At 70.4% G+C, this 16,794-nt stretch carries 14 protein-coding genes and 1 pseudogene; 8 read left to right on the top strand and 7 right to left on the bottom strand.

Translation table 11 applies throughout. The features are described from left to right. Positions 1-129: 129 nt before the first annotated feature. Complete coding sequence (gene htpX, locus QH270_RS16055; RefSeq protein ID WP_280342793.1) at positions 130-993, bottom strand: zinc metalloprotease HtpX; 864 nt, start codon at positions 991-993, stop codon at positions 130-132. Positions 994-1,030: 37 nt separating this feature from the next. Next, entirely contained in the window at positions 1,031-2,053 is a 1,023-nt protein-coding gene (locus tag QH270_RS16050) for a polyprenyl synthetase family protein (RefSeq protein ID WP_280342791.1), read from the bottom strand. Between the two features lie 145 nt (positions 2,054-2,198). Here QH270_RS16050 and QH270_RS16045 point away from each other — a divergent pair, with 145 nt between their 5' ends. After that, positions 2,199-3,464: a geranylgeranyl reductase family protein gene (locus QH270_RS16045; protein WP_280342789.1), complete on the top strand. Its 1,266-nt coding sequence runs from the start codon at positions 2,199-2,201 to the stop codon at positions 3,462-3,464. Between the two features lie 88 nt (positions 3,465-3,552). After that, a pseudogene (locus QH270_RS16040) lies at positions 3,553-3,814 on the top strand (VOC family protein); the annotation flags it as partial. A 36-nt stretch (positions 3,815-3,850) separates the two neighbouring features. On the opposite strand, the gene QH270_RS16035 reads toward QH270_RS16040, so the two are convergent. Next, positions 3,851-4,348 (bottom strand): DUF2505 domain-containing protein, encoded by a 498-nt coding sequence (locus QH270_RS16035; protein ID WP_280342787.1) that lies wholly within the window; start codon positions 4,346-4,348, stop codon positions 3,851-3,853. Positions 4,349-4,372: 24 nt separating this feature from the next. On the opposite strand from QH270_RS16035, the gene QH270_RS16030 reads away from it, so the two are divergent. The 4 genes from QH270_RS16030 to QH270_RS16015 all read left to right on the top strand — a co-directional run bounded on the left by QH270_RS16030 (position 4,373) and on the right by QH270_RS16015 (position 11,353). Beyond that, positions 4,373-4,813, top strand: coding sequence for a DUF3592 domain-containing protein (locus QH270_RS16030; RefSeq protein WP_280300430.1), 441 nt, complete (start codon positions 4,373-4,375; stop codon positions 4,811-4,813). Positions 4,814-4,885: 72 nt separating this feature from the next. After that, complete coding sequence (locus QH270_RS16025; protein ID WP_280342784.1) at positions 4,886-6,028, top strand: glycosyltransferase family 4 protein; 1,143 nt, start codon at positions 4,886-4,888, stop codon at positions 6,026-6,028. Positions 6,029-6,061: 33 nt separating this feature from the next. Beyond that, positions 6,062-6,775, top strand: a complete 714-nt coding sequence (locus QH270_RS16020) for a demethylmenaquinone methyltransferase (protein WP_280342781.1) — start codon at positions 6,062-6,064, stop codon at positions 6,773-6,775. 186 nt (positions 6,776-6,961) lie between these two features. Continuing rightward, complete coding sequence (locus tag QH270_RS16015) at positions 6,962-11,353, top strand: bifunctional nitrate reductase/sulfite reductase flavoprotein subunit alpha (RefSeq protein ID WP_280342778.1); 4,392 nt, start codon at positions 6,962-6,964, stop codon at positions 11,351-11,353. 1 nt (position 11,354) lies between these two features. Here the strand turns inward: QH270_RS16015 and QH270_RS16010 are convergent, their stop codons facing one another. Beyond that, positions 11,355-12,398, bottom strand: coding sequence for an aldo/keto reductase (locus QH270_RS16010; RefSeq protein WP_280342776.1), 1,044 nt, complete (start codon positions 12,396-12,398; stop codon positions 11,355-11,357). Positions 12,399-12,480: 82 nt separating this feature from the next. On the opposite strand from QH270_RS16010, the gene QH270_RS16005 reads away from it, so the two are divergent. Continuing rightward, on the top strand, positions 12,481-13,092 hold the full coding sequence (locus QH270_RS16005; protein ID WP_280342772.1) for a TetR-like C-terminal domain-containing protein: 612 nt from the start codon (positions 12,481-12,483) through the stop codon (positions 13,090-13,092). A gap of 48 nt (positions 13,093-13,140) precedes the next feature. Here the strand turns inward: QH270_RS16005 and QH270_RS16000 are convergent, their stop codons facing one another. Further along, positions 13,141-13,737 carry a TIGR03086 family metal-binding protein gene (locus QH270_RS16000; protein WP_280342769.1) on the bottom strand — a complete coding sequence of 199 codons (597 nt, stop codon included), beginning with the start codon at positions 13,735-13,737 and terminating at the stop codon, positions 13,141-13,143. Between the two features lie 148 nt (positions 13,738-13,885). Between QH270_RS16000 and QH270_RS15995 the strand changes: the two genes are divergently transcribed. Then, entirely contained in the window at positions 13,886-14,125 is a 240-nt protein-coding gene (locus QH270_RS15995) for a hypothetical protein (RefSeq protein ID WP_280342766.1), read from the top strand. Between the two features lie 3 nt (positions 14,126-14,128). On the opposite strand, the gene menD is transcribed toward QH270_RS15995, so the two are convergent. After that, positions 14,129-15,760: a 2-succinyl-5-enolpyruvyl-6-hydroxy-3-cyclohexene-1-carboxylic-acid synthase gene (menD, locus tag QH270_RS15990; protein WP_280342760.1), complete on the bottom strand. Its 1,632-nt coding sequence runs from the start codon at positions 15,758-15,760 to the stop codon at positions 14,129-14,131. A gap of 249 nt (positions 15,761-16,009) precedes the next feature. Further along, positions 16,010-16,288, bottom strand: coding sequence for a hypothetical protein (locus QH270_RS15985; RefSeq protein ID WP_110039225.1), 279 nt, complete (start codon positions 16,286-16,288; stop codon positions 16,010-16,012). Between the last annotated feature and the right edge of the window lie 506 nt (positions 16,289-16,794).

Raw genomic sequence — 16,794 nt, 5'->3', positions numbered from 1 at the left:
AACCCCACCCGGGGGGGGGGCCGGGGGGTTTGCCCCCCCCCCACCCCCCCCCCCCCCCCGCCTCCGCCCCGCGGGGGGCGCGCGGCCGCGGGGGGGGCGGCCGCGGCGGCCGAAAACGTGGTGGTGCCGTCAGTGACGGTGTGTGCCACCGGCCATCTCCTCCAAGCGCCGGATGCGTTCTTCCATCGGCGGGTGCGTGGAGTACCAGCGGGCGATGCGGTCGCCCGCGCGGAACGGGTTGGCGATCATCAGATGCGATTCGCTGGTGAGCTTGGGGTCCGGCGGCAGCGGGGCCACCTGCACCCCGCGCTCGATCTTGCGCAGCGCCGAGGCCAGCGCCAACGGGTCGCCGGTGAGTTCGGCGCCGGACTGATCGGCCTGGTACTCCCGCGAGCGCGAGACCGCCATCTTGATCAGGCCCGCCGCGATCGGGCCGAGCAGCGAGACCAGCAGCACCCCGATGACGTTCGGACCGTTGCCGTCCCTGCTGCCGAACGAACTCGCGAAAAAGGCCATGTTGGCCAGGCCGGTGATGATCGAGGCCATCGCGCCCGCCACCGACGAGATCAGGATGTCGCGGTTGTAGACGTGCGAGAGCTCGTGGCCCAGGACCGCGCGCAACTCGCGCTCGTCGAGCAACTGCAGGATGCCACTGGTACAGCAGACGGCCGCGTGCCGGGGATTGCGACCGGTCGCGAACGCGTTCGGCGCGTTGGTCGGGCTGATGTAGAGCCGCGGCATCGGCTGCCGGGCCGTGGTCGCGAGCTCCCGCACGATCCGGTAGATGACCGGCGCCTCGAGCTCGCTGACAGGTTGCGCGTGCATCGCCTTCAACGCCAGCTTGTCGCTGTTGAAGTAGGCGTAGGCGTTCATCCCGACGGCCAGCACGATCGAGATGACGAGGATGGTCGGGCTGCGGAACATCGCCCCGATGGCGACGATCAACGCCGACAGCCCGACCATCAATCCGAATGTCTTGATCCCATTGGGCATGTTGAGAAAACGTGCCTGACCCGGCAATAGTTCCTGGTCAGCCGACCCGTTCGATGGTGTATCTGACCAGGCGGGTGAGGGCGTCGTTGGCCGGTCCCGCGGGCAGGGCCGCCAGTTCGGCGTCGGCCAGGTCGGCGTATTCCTGCAGCTTCTCCTTGGCCTTGGCCATGCCGGGGGAACGGCGCAGCAGCTCCAGCGCCTCCTCCACCTCGGCGTCGGCTTCCAGCGGGTTCGCCAGGAGAGTGCGCAGGCGGTCGCCGTCGGCGCCGGACTCGCGCAGGGCGTAGAGGACCGGCAGGGTGTGCACACCCTCGCGCAGGTCGGTGCCCGGGGTCTTGCCGGACTGTTCGGCCGAGGACGAGATGTCGATGATGTCGTCGGAGATCTGGAAGGCGGTGCCCACCGCGTCACCGAGGCGCGCCAGCCGCTCGACGTGCTCGGAACCCCCGCCGGAGAAGGTGCCGCCGAACCGACCTGCCGCCGCGATCAGCGAGCCCGTCTTCTCCCAGACCACACGCAGGTAGTGCTCCACCGGATCCTGGGACTGCTTGGCGCCCATGGTTTCCCGCATCTGCCCGGTGACCAGCTCGGCGAAGGTCTCGGCGATGATGCGGACCGCGTCGGGCCCGAGGGTCGAGGTGAGCCGGGAGGCGTGGGCGAACAGGTAGTCGCCCGCCAGGATGGCGATGTTGTTGCCCCAGCGCGAGTTGACGCTCTCCGCGCCGCGGCGCTGGGTGGCCTCGTCCATGACGTCGTCGTGGTACAGGGTGGCCAGGTGCACCAGTTCCACCACGGTGCCCGCCGTGACCAGCGCGGGATCGGTGGGATTGGGACCGAGCTGCCCGGTCAGCACGGTGAACAGTGGCCGGAAACGTTTGCCGCCCGCGCGGGCCAGGTGCAGCGCCGCCTCCTGCAGGAATTCCTCGCCGTCGGAGAGTTCGTCGACGAGCAGCTGCTCGACCGCGGCCAGGCCGTCGCGCACGGTGGCGGCGAGTTCGGGATCGACGAGGTCCACCCCGGCGACCACGGTGCTCTCGTCGCTCACAGCCGATGTGCTCATTATCTTCTCCCAGCGATGCGTCCGACCCCGACGGGTAGCAACCTAGCGTGTTCCGGCGCCAGGGCCGATGAACACGGTCACACAGTGACTATTCCCGGTGTACCCGACACTCTCGCACAGCGGCCGGGGGTGCCAGTATTGAGCCATGGGTTCACCGGATTCCGCCCCCGCAGCACGAGCCGTCCTGCCCACCGCCGTCGAGGTGCTGGTCGTCGGGGCCGGGCCCGCCGGTTCGGCGTCGGCGGCCTGGGCCGCGCGGGCCGGACGCGATGTGCTGCTGCTCGATTCCGCCGTGTTCCCGCGCGACAAGACCTGTGGTGACGGGCTCACCCCGCGCGCCACCGCCGAGCTGGAGAATCTCGGCCTCGGTGAATGGCTGCGTGCGCACACCGTGAACCACGGCCTGCGGATGGCCGGCTTCGGGCGCGAGGCGCTGCTCCCCTGGCCCGGCGGGTCGTTCCCGACCTACGGAAGCGCCGTCCCCCGAACCGAACTCGACGACAAGCTGCGCGAGACCGCGGTGAAATCCGGTGCGCGGATGGTCGACGGTGCCAAGGTCACCGAGGTGCTGCGCGAAGGCGAGCGGGTCACCGGCGTGTCGGTGCGCGTCGGCGCGGAGACGCACACGGTCCGCTGCCGGGTGCTCGTGGTGGCCGACGGCGTGCGCTCGCCCGTCGGCAAGCAGCTCGGCCGTACCTGGCACCGCCGCTACGCCTACGGCACGGCCGCACGCGCCTACATCAAGTCCGGACGCAGCGACGACCAGTGGATCTCCTCGCACCTGGAACTGCGCAACGCCGAGGACGCCCTGGTACCCGGTTACGGCTGGATCTTCCCGCTCGGCAACGGCGAGGTGAACATCGGCGTCGGTTCACTGGCGACCGAGGCGCGCCCCTCGCATATCGCGCTCAAGCCACTGCTCGAGCACTACACCAAGCTGCGCCGCGAGGAATGGCAGCTGGAGGGCGAACTGCGCGCGGTGGCCTCGGCGCTGCTGCCGATGGGCGGCGCGGTCTCCGGCGTGGCCGGACCGAACTGGGTGCTGGTCGGCGATGCCGCGGGGTGCGTGAACCCGCTCAACGGCGAGGGCATCGACTACGGGCTCGAGGGCGGGCACATGCTGTCCGGACTGCTCGACGAACCGGACCTGAGTCGGGTGTGGCCGGAGCTGCTGCGCGCGCGGTACGGGCGCACGTTCTCGGTGGCGCGCCGCATCGCCGGGCTGGCCACCCACCCGAAGATGGTGCCGCTCGGCGGCCCGCCGGTGATGCGGTCGAAGTACCTGCAGCGCACCGCGGTTCGCGTCATGGGCAACCTGGTCACCGACGAGGATCTGGATTTCACCGCCCGCGCCTGGCGCACGGCGGGCCGGGCCTCGCTGCGCGGCGACGACCGACCACCGTTCAGCTGAGGTGCCGTCGTGAGCGGCCCGGCCCGCCGTCCGGTGCCGGCAAAGCTGCCGCATCTGCGCACGGCCCGTGACCTGATCGACCGGCAGTCATCGCGAGCTCGAGGTCACCCTGATGGTGCCGGGACCGCCGCTGACCGACGACATGGCCGACGCCGTCCGCCGCTCGCTGGCCTCCGGCACCCACTGGCGCCCTCGGGCTGCGGACCGCCGATTGCCAGAAGAGCTACGAAGAGCTCACCGCGAAGGGTGTCGAGTTCATCCAGCCGCCGTCCGAGCGCCCGTACGGCACCGAGGCCGTCATCCGCGACAACTCCGGCAACTGGCTTGTCCTGGTCGAGCCCCGCGCGTGAGACGGTGCCGCCAGGACCCGGCGGCACCGTCGACGATCACAGCTTGGCGAACCAGCCTTCGATGAACTTGCGCTCACTGTTGAGCACGCGCTGATGCAACTGCTCGGCGAGTGGCTCGATCGCTCCGCCGACCAGCGGCACCTTCACGGTGACGGTGCCGACGACCTCGATCTCGCTGCCCTCGGCGGTCGGGCGCAGTTCATAGGTGCCCGACATCTCGGTATTGATGCCGCCGGTGTGGCCGGTGAAGCTGCCCTTGGCGACCTCACCGGTCAGCGGCTGCCAATTGTCGGTGCGCGACAGCACCAGATCGCTCTTGAGCACCTTGCGCACCAGGCCGGGAACCTTGTCCTGGCCGGGCTTTTCGGTCATATGGAGACGAATCGAACCCGGCCCGTCGGGATGGGAGAGCTCGAGGGTCGCGGTCTCGGCGCCGGCGAAGCGTTCCTGCCAGACCGCATCGTCGACGAGTGCCCGGTGAAGATCTTCGACCGGGACGGTGTAGGGCACGGTGAAGCTGAATTTTCGGGACATGCGCGCAACGGTACTGTGTGCCGGGTGTCGGAAGTGAGCCTGTCGGATCGGCGATCCAAGCGCCTGCGACGGGCGCGCACGTCGGTGCTCGGCATCGCCACCGTGATCAGCGTGCTGATGGTGTTGCTGGTGCTCGCGGCCTGGCGCAACGACTACGAGATCGAGCAGCATCGCGGCGTCACCTCCGGTGAGGTGCTCTCGGCGGGGCGGCTGCGCTCGGCCGTCATGTACGTGACGCCCGACGGGGTGACCCACAACCCGAAGGTCGGCATCCTGTACCCGACCAATCTGACCGCCGGTCAGCGGATCAACGTGGAATACAGCACCCGCGATCCCGATCTGGTCCGGGTCGCCGGGCGCGACGCACAGGTGGCGATCATCCCCGCGGCCTCGGTGATCGTCGTGACCTGGGCGTTGGCCCTGCCGGTGCTGTGGCTGATCCGGCGCAAGCAGCGCGAGGCGTAACTTCTCCTGCTGTTCGTCCCGGCTTCACGTCGGTGTGGGGGTGTCGCGCGGTGTGGCGGTCACCCTGGAATCGTGCGCGTAGCCATCGTGGCGGAGTCCTTTCTGCCGAACATGAACGGCGTCGTCAACTCCGTGCTGCGGGTGCTGGATCACCTGGATCAGCACGGGCACGACGCGATGATCGTGGCGCCCGACACCCTGCGCGGTGTGCCACCGGCCCCGCGCTTCCACGGCAGATTCCCGGTGCACCGGGTCCCCGCGATGATGGTGCCCAAGGTCAGTTCGCTGCCGGTGGGGCTGCCCCAGCCGGGGATCACCGCGGCGATCGCCGCCTTCGATCCCGATGTGGTGCACCTGGCCTCGCCGTTCCTGCTCGGCGCGGGCGGTTTGGCCGCCGCCACCCGGCTCGACCTGCCCTCGATCGCGGTCTACCAGACCGATGTGGCCGGATTCGCCAAGAGCTACGGGCTCGGGCTTGCCACCCGGGCGGCGTGGGCCTGGACCCGCCGCATCCACGAGGGCGCGACCCGCACCCTCGCACCGTCCTCGGCGGCCGCGCAGGACCTGGCCGACCACGGCATCCCGCGCGTGCACCGCTGGGGGCGCGGCGTCGACATCGAGCGGTTCAACCCCGCGGCCCGCAGCGACGAGCTGCGCGCGAGCTGGCTGGGTTCCGGCGACAAGCTGGTCGTCGGTTTCGTGGGCAGGCTCGCGCCGGAGAAGCACGTCGACCGGCTGGCCGCCCTGGCCGGTGACCCGTCGATCCAGCTCGTCGTGGTGGGCGACGGGCCGGAACGGGCGCGGCTGAGCAGGCTGATGCCCGACGCGGTGTTCACCGGCGAGCTGGGCGGCAGCGAGCTGGCCACGCACTACGCGAGCCTGGACGTGATGGTGCATCCCGGCGAGCACGAGACGTTCTGCCAGGGCGTGCAGGAGGCGCTGTCCTCGGGTGTGCCGGTGATCGGACCCGACGCGGGCGGCCCGCGTGATCTGATCGCGCACTGCCGCAACGGCTATCTGCTGCCCGTCGACCGGTTCGCCGAGTTGCTGCCGAGCGCGGTCTCGGCGCTGCGCGATTCCGGTCAGCGGGCACGGTTCGCGGCGGCGGCCCGCAAGTCGGTGCTGCACCGCACCTGGCCCGCGATCTGCACCGAGCTGATGACGCACTACGCCGACGTCACCGGCATGCGCGACCGGTTGCGGCGCTCAGCCTAGAGGGCCACGCCCACCGACGGATAAGCTCGATTCGTGGCGACAACAGAGCAGCGTGAACCGATTCGGGCTTCGCTGGACAAGCAACCCCACGAGGTCGCGTCGATGTTCGACGGTGTGGCGAAGCGCTACGACCTCACCAATACGGTCATCTCCGGTGGTCAGGATCGGTACTGGCGGTGGGCGACGCGACGCGCGCTCGGCTTGCGCCCCGGCGAGCGGGTCCTCGACCTGGCGGCCGGCACCGGGGTCTCGACTGTCGAACTCGGCAAATCCGGCGCCTGGTGCGTGGCGGCCGACTTCTCCCAGGGCATGCTCTCGGCCGGCCGGTTCCGGCAGGTGCCGATGGTGGCGGGGGATGCCATGGCCCTGCCCTTCGCCGACAACTCCTTCGACGCGGTGACCATTTCGTTCGGGCTGCGCAACGTGGCCGACATCGATCTGGCACTGCGCGAGATGCTGCGGGTCACCAAGCCGGGCGGTCGCGTGGTGGTCTGCGAGTTCTCCACCCCGGTGTTCGGGCCCTTCCGCACCGTCTACATGGAGTACCTCATGAAGGCGCTGCCGAAGGTGGCGCGGGCGGTGAGCTCCAACCCCGACGCGTATGTGTACCTGGCGGAGTCGATTCGCGCGTGGCCGAACCAGCGCAGGCTGGCCCGGCGGATCGCCGACGCCGGATGGGACTCCGTGCAGTGGCGCGACCTCACCGGCGGCGTCGTGGCGCTGCACCGCGGCTACAAACTGGGCTGAACCGGCCGCCGCGGGCGGGGTGAGAACGGTCACCCCGCGTGGCGGTGCCAGCCGCTCACCGGCGCGGAATGCGCCCTGATCAGGGCCGATATTCCGCACCCCGCCTCACCGCGGAAATTCTGACGTGTGAGGTCGATTGTCACCTGGACATAACCTTCGGTAAATCGAGCGCAACGACAGGTGCGGATGATCGGTGGCATGACAGCCGACTTCCGCGACTCAAGCACTGTGCGCACACAGTGCTCGTATTGCGGCGTCGGCTGCGGCATCAACGTCCAGACCGAGACTGATCAGTCTGGCGCTCGGGTGATCGCCAAGGTCAGCGGGGACAAGCTGCACCCGGCGAACGCGGGCAGGCTGTGCACCAAGGGCGCCACGCACGCCGAGATGATGGCCGCCCCCGGCCGGATGGACACCGCCTACCACCGGCCCGAACGCGGACAGGTGCCCGTACCGCTGCCGGTCGACGAGGCCGTGCACGAGACCGCCGCCAGACTGCGCGCGATCCTCGACGAGCACGGACCCGACGCGATCGCTCTCTACGTCTCCGGGCAGATGTCGCTCGAGGCCCAGTACCTCGCCACCAAGCTGGCCAAGGGCTACCTGCGGACCAAGCACATCGAGGCCAACTCGCGACTGTGCATGGCCAGCGCGGGCACCGGCTACAAGCAGTCGCTCGGCGCCGACGGCCCGCCCGGCTCCTACGACGACTTCGAGCACGCCGACCTGTTCTTCGTCTCCGGCGCGAACATGGCCGACTGCCACCCGATCCTGCACCTGCGGATGGCCGAGCGGCTCAAGGCAGGCGCCAAGCTGATCGTGGTCGACCCGCGGCGCACCGAGACGGCTGCCCGCGCCGACCTGTTCCTGCAGATCGCGCCCGGCACCGACCTGGCGCTGCTCAACGGCCTGCTGCACCTGCTCGTCGCCGAGAACGCGATCGACCCCGACTTCATCGCCGAGCACACCGAGGGCTGGGACGCCATGCCCGCGTTCCTCGCCGACTATCCGCCCGACCGGGTCGCCGGGATCACCGGGCTGGCCGAGGCCGACATCCGCGCCGCGGCCCGGATGATCGCCGAGGCGGGCGAGTGGATGTCGCTGTGGACCATGGGACTCAACCAGTCCACCCACGGCACCTGGAACACCAACGCGCTGATCAACCTGCACCTGGCGACAGGCGCGATCTGCCGCCCCGGCAGCGGCCCGTTCTCGCTGACCGGCCAGCCCAATGCCATGGGCGGACGCGAGATGGGCTACATGGGCCCCGGCCTGCCCGGTCAGCGCAGCCTCCTCTCCCCTGCCGACCGGTCCTTCGTCGAAACCGCGTGGAACCTGCCCGCCGATACCCTGCGCACCGAGTCGGGGCCGGGCACCATCGAGATGTTCCGCGGTCTCGCCGAGGGCTCGATCAAGGCCGCGTGGATCATCTGCACCAATCCCGTTGCCACCGTGGCCAATCGCAAGACGGTGATCGCGGGGCTGGAGGCCGCCGAGCTGGTGGTCGTCCAGGATGCCTACGGCGAGACCGCCACCAACGCCTACGCCGATCTGCTGCTGCCCGCCACGCTCTGGGCCGAGGCCGACGCGGTGATGGTGAACTCCGAGCGCAACGTCACACTGCTGCGGCAGTCCGTCGACCCGGTCGGCGACGCGCGCCCGGACTGGCTGCTGATCGCCCAGGTCGCCACGGCTATGGGCTTTCCCGGCTTCGACTTCGCCTCCAGCGCCGAGGTTTTCGCCGAGCTCACCCAGTTCACCAATCCCGCGACGGGCTACGACCTCAGCGGCATGAGCTACGACCGGCTGCGCGAGGGCCCGATGCAGTGGCCGTGCCGCGACAGCGCCACCCCGCGCAACCCGATCCGCTACCTCAACGACGGCGTCCACCAGCCGCTGCACGTCGACACCGACGGCCACACGCCGCGACTGGCGTTCGCCACCCCGAGCAGGCGCGCGGTGTTCTTCGCCCGCCCCCATCTGCCCGCCGCCGAACTCCCCGACGACGACTATCCGTTCCTGCTCAATACCGGCCGCCTGCAACATCAGTGGCACACCATGACCAAGACCGGAAAGATCGCCAAGCTGACCAAGCTCAACGGCGCGCCGTTCGTCGAGGTGCACCCCGAGGACGCGCGGCGTCTGGAGCTGCGCCAGGGCGATCAGCTCGAGATCGCCTCCCGCCGTGGCCGGGCCGTGCTACCGGTCCAGATCAGCGACCGGGTGCGGCCCGGCGATTGCTTCGCTCCCTTCCACTGGAATGACGAACAGGGTGAGTATCTGACCATCAATGCCGTGACCAACGACGCCGTCGATCCGGACTCGCTGCAACCGGAGTTCAAGGCCTGCGCGGTGGCGCTGCGCCGGGTCGGGCCCGCGCCCACGCCCGAACAGGCGCCAGCGCAGCCCGTCGAGGCGGGACCGCATCCGCTGGCCGGGATCCTCGGCCTGGACGCGGCCGCCTCCCCCACGCTCGCGGAATCCGAACGCATCTACCTGGGTGGCTATCTCGCCGCCCTGCAGTCGCTGCCGGTGACCGGCCAGCCGGTGCTACCCGCCACCGCCCCACTGTCCACCCAGGCCCGCCTGTGGGTCGACGGGCTGCTGGCCGGAATGTATTCGCGCGCCACCGGATCCGGCATCGAGCCGGACACCGGGGAGACACCGCCCACGCGACCGGTGACGGTGCTGTGGGCCTCCCAGACCGGCAATGCCGAGGAACTCGCGGCCACCGTCGCCGCCCGGTTGACCGACGCCGGCTTCCTCCCGTCCCTGCTGGACATGGACTCCTGCGAACTGTCCACCCTCACCGGTGACGTCCTCCTCGTCACCAGCACCTTCGGCGACGGCGGGCCGCCCGACAACGGCGCCGACTTCGCCACCCGCCTGGCCGACAGCGTCGCTCGCTTCCCCGCCGTCCGCTACGCGGTCTTCGCGCTCGGCGACTCGTCCTACGACGATTTCTGCGGCCACGGCCGCACCCTCGACCGCCTGTTCGCCGAGCGCGGCGCCCAGCGCCTGCTCCCCCGTGTCGACTGCGAACCCGACTTCGCCGATGCCGCCGACCAGTGGCTCGAGGACGTGCTCGCCGTGCTGGGCGAGCACGGGTCGGGCGGGAGTGGATCAATCGCCCCCGAGCCTGGTGAAGCGCCGTGGCCGAACGGTTCCGCGATCCCCGACGGCGCCTCCGCGTCGCCGTCGGTATCCGGCGCGGCGGCCTGGGATACGCCGCACGGATCCTCGCCGTCCGCAGCGGCCAACGGCACCGGTTCGGCCACACTGCACGGCCCGGTATCACCAGACGTTCCCGGCCGGCCGCGACTCACACCGGCGGCTCGCTCGAATGTCGCACCGCACCAGGTTTCGGCGACGTCGGGCGTGGCGCGGGGTGGCGCGACCGTCCTGCAGCGCGTCCGCACGGCGTCCCCCGGCCGGGTCCAGCGTGGCGCCCCGATGCCGTTCACTCGGCAGGCACCGGTCCGGGCGACACTCGTGCGCAACGACGTACTGAGCGCCCCGGGCTCACCGAAAGAGGTGCGCCGCTTCGGGTTCGATCTGCGCGATCTCGAGGCCAGCTACGAGGTCGGCGACTCGCTCGGCATCCTGCCCGAGAACTGCCCCGAGCTGGTCGAGGAGTGGCTCGCGGCGACCGGCTTGGACGGACGCCGCGTGGTCGAGCTCGACGACCGCGACCTACCCCTGGCCGAGGCACTGCGCACGCACTACGACATCACCAAGGTCAGCCAGGATCTGCTCGGCTTCATCGCCGAACGCAATCCCCATCCGCAGCTGGCCAAGCTGCTGCGCCGCGACAACCGCAATGAACTCGCCGGCTACCTCTGGGATCGACAGGTCGTCGACGTGCTGCGCGACTTCCCGGTGCGCACCGATCTGGTGGACTGGCTCGGCACCCTGAAAAAGCTGCAGCCCCGGCAGTATTCGATCTCCTCCAGCCCACTGACCGACCCAGACGAGGTGCAGCTGACCGTCGGCGTGGTCCGCTATGGCGAGCCGACCGGCGACACCGCCCGCCGCGGCGGCGTGTGCTCGACCTTCCTGGCAGACCGTGCGGGAAGCGAGGTACCGATCTTCCTGCAGCGCGCACCGCATTTCCGACCGCCGCTCGACCCGAACACACCGATGATCATGGTCGGTCCCGGCACCGGTATCGCTCCCTTCCGTGGGTTCCTGCACGAACGCCGGGCCGTCGGCGCGACCGGACGCAACTGGCTGTTCTTCGGCGACCAGCACGCCGCCCAGAACTTCTACTACCGGACCGAGCTGGAGGACATGTTCCGCTCGGGCTTCCTCACCCGCCTCGACCTCGCCTTCTCCCGCGACCAGCGCGAGCGGATCTACGTGCAGCACAGGATGATCGAGCACGGCGCCGAGCTGTGGGCATGGCTGCGCGAGGGCGCCCACTTCTACGTCTGCGGCGACGCGGCTCGCATGGCGAAGGACGTCGACGACACCCTGCTCCGGATCGCCCAGATCCACGGGAAGCTGGACGAGGCCGGAGCACTGGCCTTCAAGAAGCAGCTCGTCGCCGAGAAGCGCTACGTGCGCGACGTGTACTGATTCAGGCGGCCCGAACCGCGGGCGGGTTGAGCCGGGCGAAGTCCGGCAGGCGGTGGTACGGGTAGTACGGGTACGGCGGGGTCGTCGCGCTCGCCGCGTCGAGGGCCGCCCGATGCTCGGCGTCGAGTTGCCAGCCGACGGCTCCGAGGTTCTGGCGCAGCTGTTCCTCGTTGCGGGCACCGATCAGTACGGACGCGATGGTGGGCCTGGTGAGCAGCCAGTTGAGGGCGATCTGCGGGACGCTGCGACCGGTCTCGGCGGCGATACGGTCGAGCACGTCGACGATGTCGTAGAGGCGTTCGTCGTCGACCGGCGGACCGGCCTGGGCGGTCTCGTGCAGTCGGCTGCCCGCCGGAAGAGGTTGACCGCGACGGACTTTGCCGGTGAGCCTGCCCCAGCCGAGCGGGCTCCAGACCACCGCGCCGACACCCTGATCCGTACCGAGCGGCATCAGCTCGTATTCGTAGTCGCGCCCGACGAGCGAGTAGTAGACCTGGTGGGCGACCGGCCGCTCCACCCCGAGCTCCTCGGCGGTGGCCAGCGTCTTCATCAGTTCCCAGCCGGCGAAGTTGGAGACTCCGAGGTAGCGGATCTTGCCCGCGCGCACGAGATCGTGCAGCGCCGTGAGGGTTTCGGCCAGCGGGGTGCCCGCGTCGAAGGCGTGTAACTGGAACAGGTCGAGGTAGTCGGTGCCCAGCCGCCGCAACGACGCGTCGACCGCGCGGATCAGACGCGCCCGGCCGGCGCCGGCCTCGTGCGGGCCCGGCCCGGTGGGCAGCGCCGACTTGGTCGACAGCAGTACCTGATCGCGCCTGCCCTTGACGGCCGCGCCGAGCACCTCTTCCGAGGCACCGTCGGAGTACACATCCGCGGTGTCGAACAGGGTGACCCCGGCCTCGAGACTGATGTCGACGAGGCGCCTGGCCTGTGCCGCGTCGGTATCGCCCCAGGCGCTGAACAGCGCGCCGCGTCCGCCGAAGGTCCCCGCGCCGAAACCGAGTGCGGGAACGTGCAGACCCGATGCGCCGAGTCGCCGGTACTCCATGAGAACTCCTAAAGGGTCTATAGTTCCGTTAACACCAGCGACAGTACACCCGATGCGCTCTAAATGAAACAGGAGTTCCGTTATGGATCACGACATCGCCTGGCCCGGCTCTGTTCGCCCAGGTGGGCGCACCGCCCGCGTCCGCGAGTCGGTACTGCAGGTGGCGGGTGATCTGCTCGCCGAGCACGGTTTCGCGCAGCTCGACCTGGCCGCGGTGGCCGCCGCCGCGGGCGTCGGCAAGACCACGGTCTACCGCCGGTGGCGGAACCCCGCGGGCCTGGTCGCCGATCTGCTCGTCGACATGGCCGAACAGTCACTGCCCCGGGTCGACACCGGAACCCTGCTCGACGACCTGACCGCCAACGCGCGCCTGGTGGCGAAGACCCTCGCCGATCCCAGGCAGGGCAGGCTCTTCCGGGCCGTCATCGCCGCGGCGACCACCGACGAGATCACCGCGACGGCGCTGCACCGCTTCTACGACACCCGGCTCACGGAATGGGCGCCCTGCGTCGAGAACGCCGTCGCCCGAGGGGAAGCGCCGCCCGGCACCGAACCGAGGGCCGTCCTGTCCGCGGTCTCGGCACCGCTGTACTACCGATTACTCGCCTCCGGCGACCCCATCGACGAAGCCGCCGCCGACCAGTCCGCCGAGGCCGCCGCCCTGGCGACCCTCGGCGGCGCGTTCGTCCGCTGAGCCGGCGGGCCCGCGGCGGGTAGCCGGTGCCGCTAGGTGGGTTCCGGCTCAGCCTCGCCGGTCGGCGCCGATGGCAGGCCGCCAGCCGGGGTCGCGACCGGTACGGCCGAGGATCTGGTCGAATTCGGGGGCGTCGGCGGGGACGGTCACCACCGGCCCGAACAGGCCGGGCGTGCCGTCGGGGTCGGTGTCGCGCAGGAATTCGCGCAGGATCGGCAGGTAGGTGGGGTCGACGGCGAGTTCCTGGCCGGTGGCCACCGCGAGATCCCAGGCGTGGATGGTGACCTCGTCGAGCGCGACGACAGCCATCACCGCGGCGGGCATCTCGACGCCGCCCGCCTCGGTGTCGCCATCCCACGCGTCGGGACTGCGCCAAGCCGCCGTCAACGCGTCGAGCTGCCGCGGGATCACGGTCCGCCAGTCGGGATCGAGCGGGTTGTCGAGGTCCGGCTGGGCGGAGCGGCCGACGGACTCCTTGGTCGCGGCCTGCCGGAACGCCTCGGTGAGCCCGACGACGTGCGCGAGCAGACCGCCCACGGTGGTATCGCCGCACGGCGTCGGCCCGGCGAGCTGGTCATCGGCGATGCCGTCGAGTAACCCGGTGAGGGTGCGGGCAGCGGGGGCGAAGTCGAACTGCGGTTCCATGGACGCTCCTCAGCGGGATCGGGGCCGGCCGTATTCGTACAGACGACATACCCGCGCTGAACTCATCGGTTGCCGAGCGGCCGCGTTCGGCGCAATCTGGAAGGCGTAACGATCAGTGACCACGCGAGGCGACGACCGAGGAGCACCGATGATCGACTACGAGTCCGCCCGACCGCTGGACGAGGTCCCCGAGGCCGATCGGATCGAGCAGGAGCAGTCGGCCTTCCTCGCCGACGACCCGGACGACCCGTCCTTCTCCGATGCCGCCGACTACCGCGACGAGCTGACCTCCGTCGACCGCGAAGCCGACCCCGCCGACGTACTCGAGCAGGCCATCCCGGTCCCGCTCGACGACGGCGACGAGTTCGCCGAGGCCGAGGAGGAGTAGCGCCTAGCCCGCGATCTTGGCCCGCACCGTCGCGTGCAGCTCGCGCAGGCTGGACCGCTCGGTGGCGACCTCGAGTACCCGCAGGCCGTGGGCGTCGGCGGCGAGTTCGAAGGCCAGCTCGCCCGGATCGACCTGCTGGTGCGGGATGCGGTAGGCCGCGCACAGGGCGGCCAGGTCCATCCCGTGCGGGGTGCCGAAGACGCGCTCGAAGACGCCCGCGTACTGCGGGTCGCCCTGTTCGAGCAGCTCGAAGATGCCGCCGCCGTCGTCGTTGGCGACGACGATCGTGAGATTGCCGGGCCGCGGTTCGCCGCGCCCGATCAGCAGGCCGGACGCGTCGTGCAGGAACGTGAGGTCGCCCATCAGCGCGATGGTGCGGCCTGGATGCGCCAGCGCGGCGCCGACCGCGCCGGAGACGGTGCCGTCGATGCCGGCGACGCCGCGATTGGACAGCACCCGTACGCCGGGTCGCGGATGCGAGACCAGCGCGGCGTCCCGGACCGGATTCGAGGCGCCGAGCAGCAGCTGATCACCCTCGCGCAGCGCGTCCATCACGACCGCGGCCACGTGCAGGCCGGTGGCCTTCGGGTGGGCGGCGAGTTCGGCACGCACCACCGAGTCGGCCTGACGATCCAGCTCGGCGCAGCGGGCGAGCCAGGCCGGGTCGGGCGTGCCGGTGGTCACCGCGCGCGTGCCGGTGCCGACGACATTGCCGGACACATCGGGCCAGCGCGGACCGGTGGTGAGCGCGTACACGGTGACCTCGGGATCGGCGAGGACCCGCGAGACCTGCCGGTGCAGCGTGGGCCGCCCGGTGATGATCGCCTGCGACGGCTTCAGTAACGACAGCGCCAGCGGATGCAGCGCGGGGCCGTGCATCGGCGCGGTCGGTTCCGCGACGGTGGGCAGCGCGGCGAGTTCGGGCAGCAGCCGCGCCCCGTGCCCGGAGATGACCACGGTGTCGGGGGTCAGGTCGATGTCGAGCGGCACGTCGAGGGTGGCGTACTGGGTGGCCGTCCACGGCTGGTCACCGGCCCGGCCCGCGGGCAGCGGATCGTCGGACAGCTCCGGCACCAGCGGTTCCCGCAGGGGGATGTCGAACTGCACCGGGCCCGCGTTGCCGGAGCGGGTTCCGCGCGCCGCGGCGAGTACCCGGCACACCGACGAGCGCCAGACGCTGTTCTGCCGCGGATACGCCGACTCCCCCGCCTCGGCCTCCGCGAGCCCGAGGCTGATGGTGGCGCGAACCTGGCTACCGAACAGCCCGAGCTGTTCGACGGTCTGGTTGGCTCCGGTGCCGAGCATCTCGTAGGGCCGGTTCGCGCTGACGACGATCAGCGGAACGCGCGCGTAGTTGGCTTCCAGGACGGCGGGCCCGAGGTTCGCCACGGCCGTACCCGAGGTCATCACGACCGGCACCGGCCGCCCGGACGACACCGCGAGGCCGACGGCGAGGAAGCCCGCGGTCCGCTCGTCGATGCGCATGTGCAGCCGTAGGCGCCCGGCCGCGTCCGCCGCCTGCAGCGCGAAGGCCAGTGGGGCGTTGCGCGATCCGGGGCACAGCACCACTTCGCTGACCCCGCCGCGCACGAGCTCGTCGACGACCACTCGTGCCTGCGCAGTTGACGGATTCACAATCCCAGACTGTCAGACCGGCGCACCCTCGTCTGCCCCCGGCCCGGGTTGTCTCCGTCACCGTCGCCTGCGGCGCCGGGACCGATCGCGGACGCGGACAGGGCGAAATAGATTTCCAGCGGATAGCTGGAAATCACTTCGGCGTCATTCATCGAAATGCAAAAAGAATTCAAGAGAACAGAAATCCGGCGACGGAAACGTTCCGCCGCCGGATTCTCCGACCCACCCCGAACGTGGCAGGTCAGCAGCTCACTCGGCCGGTGCGGCGAGACCCTGGATGCCGGTGATGGACTCGATGATGTTGAGCACGGCCGAGGTCGCGCTGTCGACGGCGGAGCTGCCGGACTCCAGCACGCTCGAACCGGCGGACGAACCGCTCAGCACGTCGGCCGAGCCGCTGGACAGCTCGGCGAGCTCAGCGGAACCGCTGGCAGAGCCCTCGGCGTTGGCGACGGCGGCCGGGCCGAAGAAGAGCGCGGCGGCGGCCGCGGTGGCACCGGCGGTGGCGATGGTCTTGCGAGAGATCATGAGAAACCCTGACTTCCTTTTCGACCTGCGCAATGCGGTCATGTGCATCCGTACCGAGCGGAATCCGAAATACGACAACGAATGAATTGCAATTCCCGAATCCGCTCGAGGGCAACGTAACCGATCCGGTATGGCGGTAGCCAATCGTTCGCGAGATCGCAAAGGACAGGCGGAATCGGTGGCAACCCGCGCTTTTCCTGCCGTTCACGAAGAGGGTGCCTTGCCTCACATCCGCGTCGCCGGAATTTACCGCCGACCGGGAAAGAGTGTGGCCTCGCCCGCCGCACGGCGGGAGACGTGAGTGTGGTCACTCCGGGTACACGAGAGGGCCGGGGGGGCGCGCCCCCGGCGCGCCGGCGCGCGCCGGGGGGGGGTCCCGTTGCGCCGGGGGTGTACCTGCTTGCCCCCCCCACCGCCGCGGGGGGGGCCGGAAAACCCCGCCCCCTATTGGGGTTCCCGGGCTGGAAACTCGACGACGGTGCGGTCGTCGAGCAGCGTCCGTACAC

Origin of the sequence: Nocardia neocaledoniensis (assembly GCF_029868625.1) — a bacterium.
Lineage (GTDB): Bacteria > Actinomycetota > Actinomycetes > Mycobacteriales > Mycobacteriaceae > Nocardia > Nocardia neocaledoniensis_A.
Note: the sequence above shows the minus strand (reverse complement) of the source record. Positions and strands in the feature narration are given on the sequence as shown.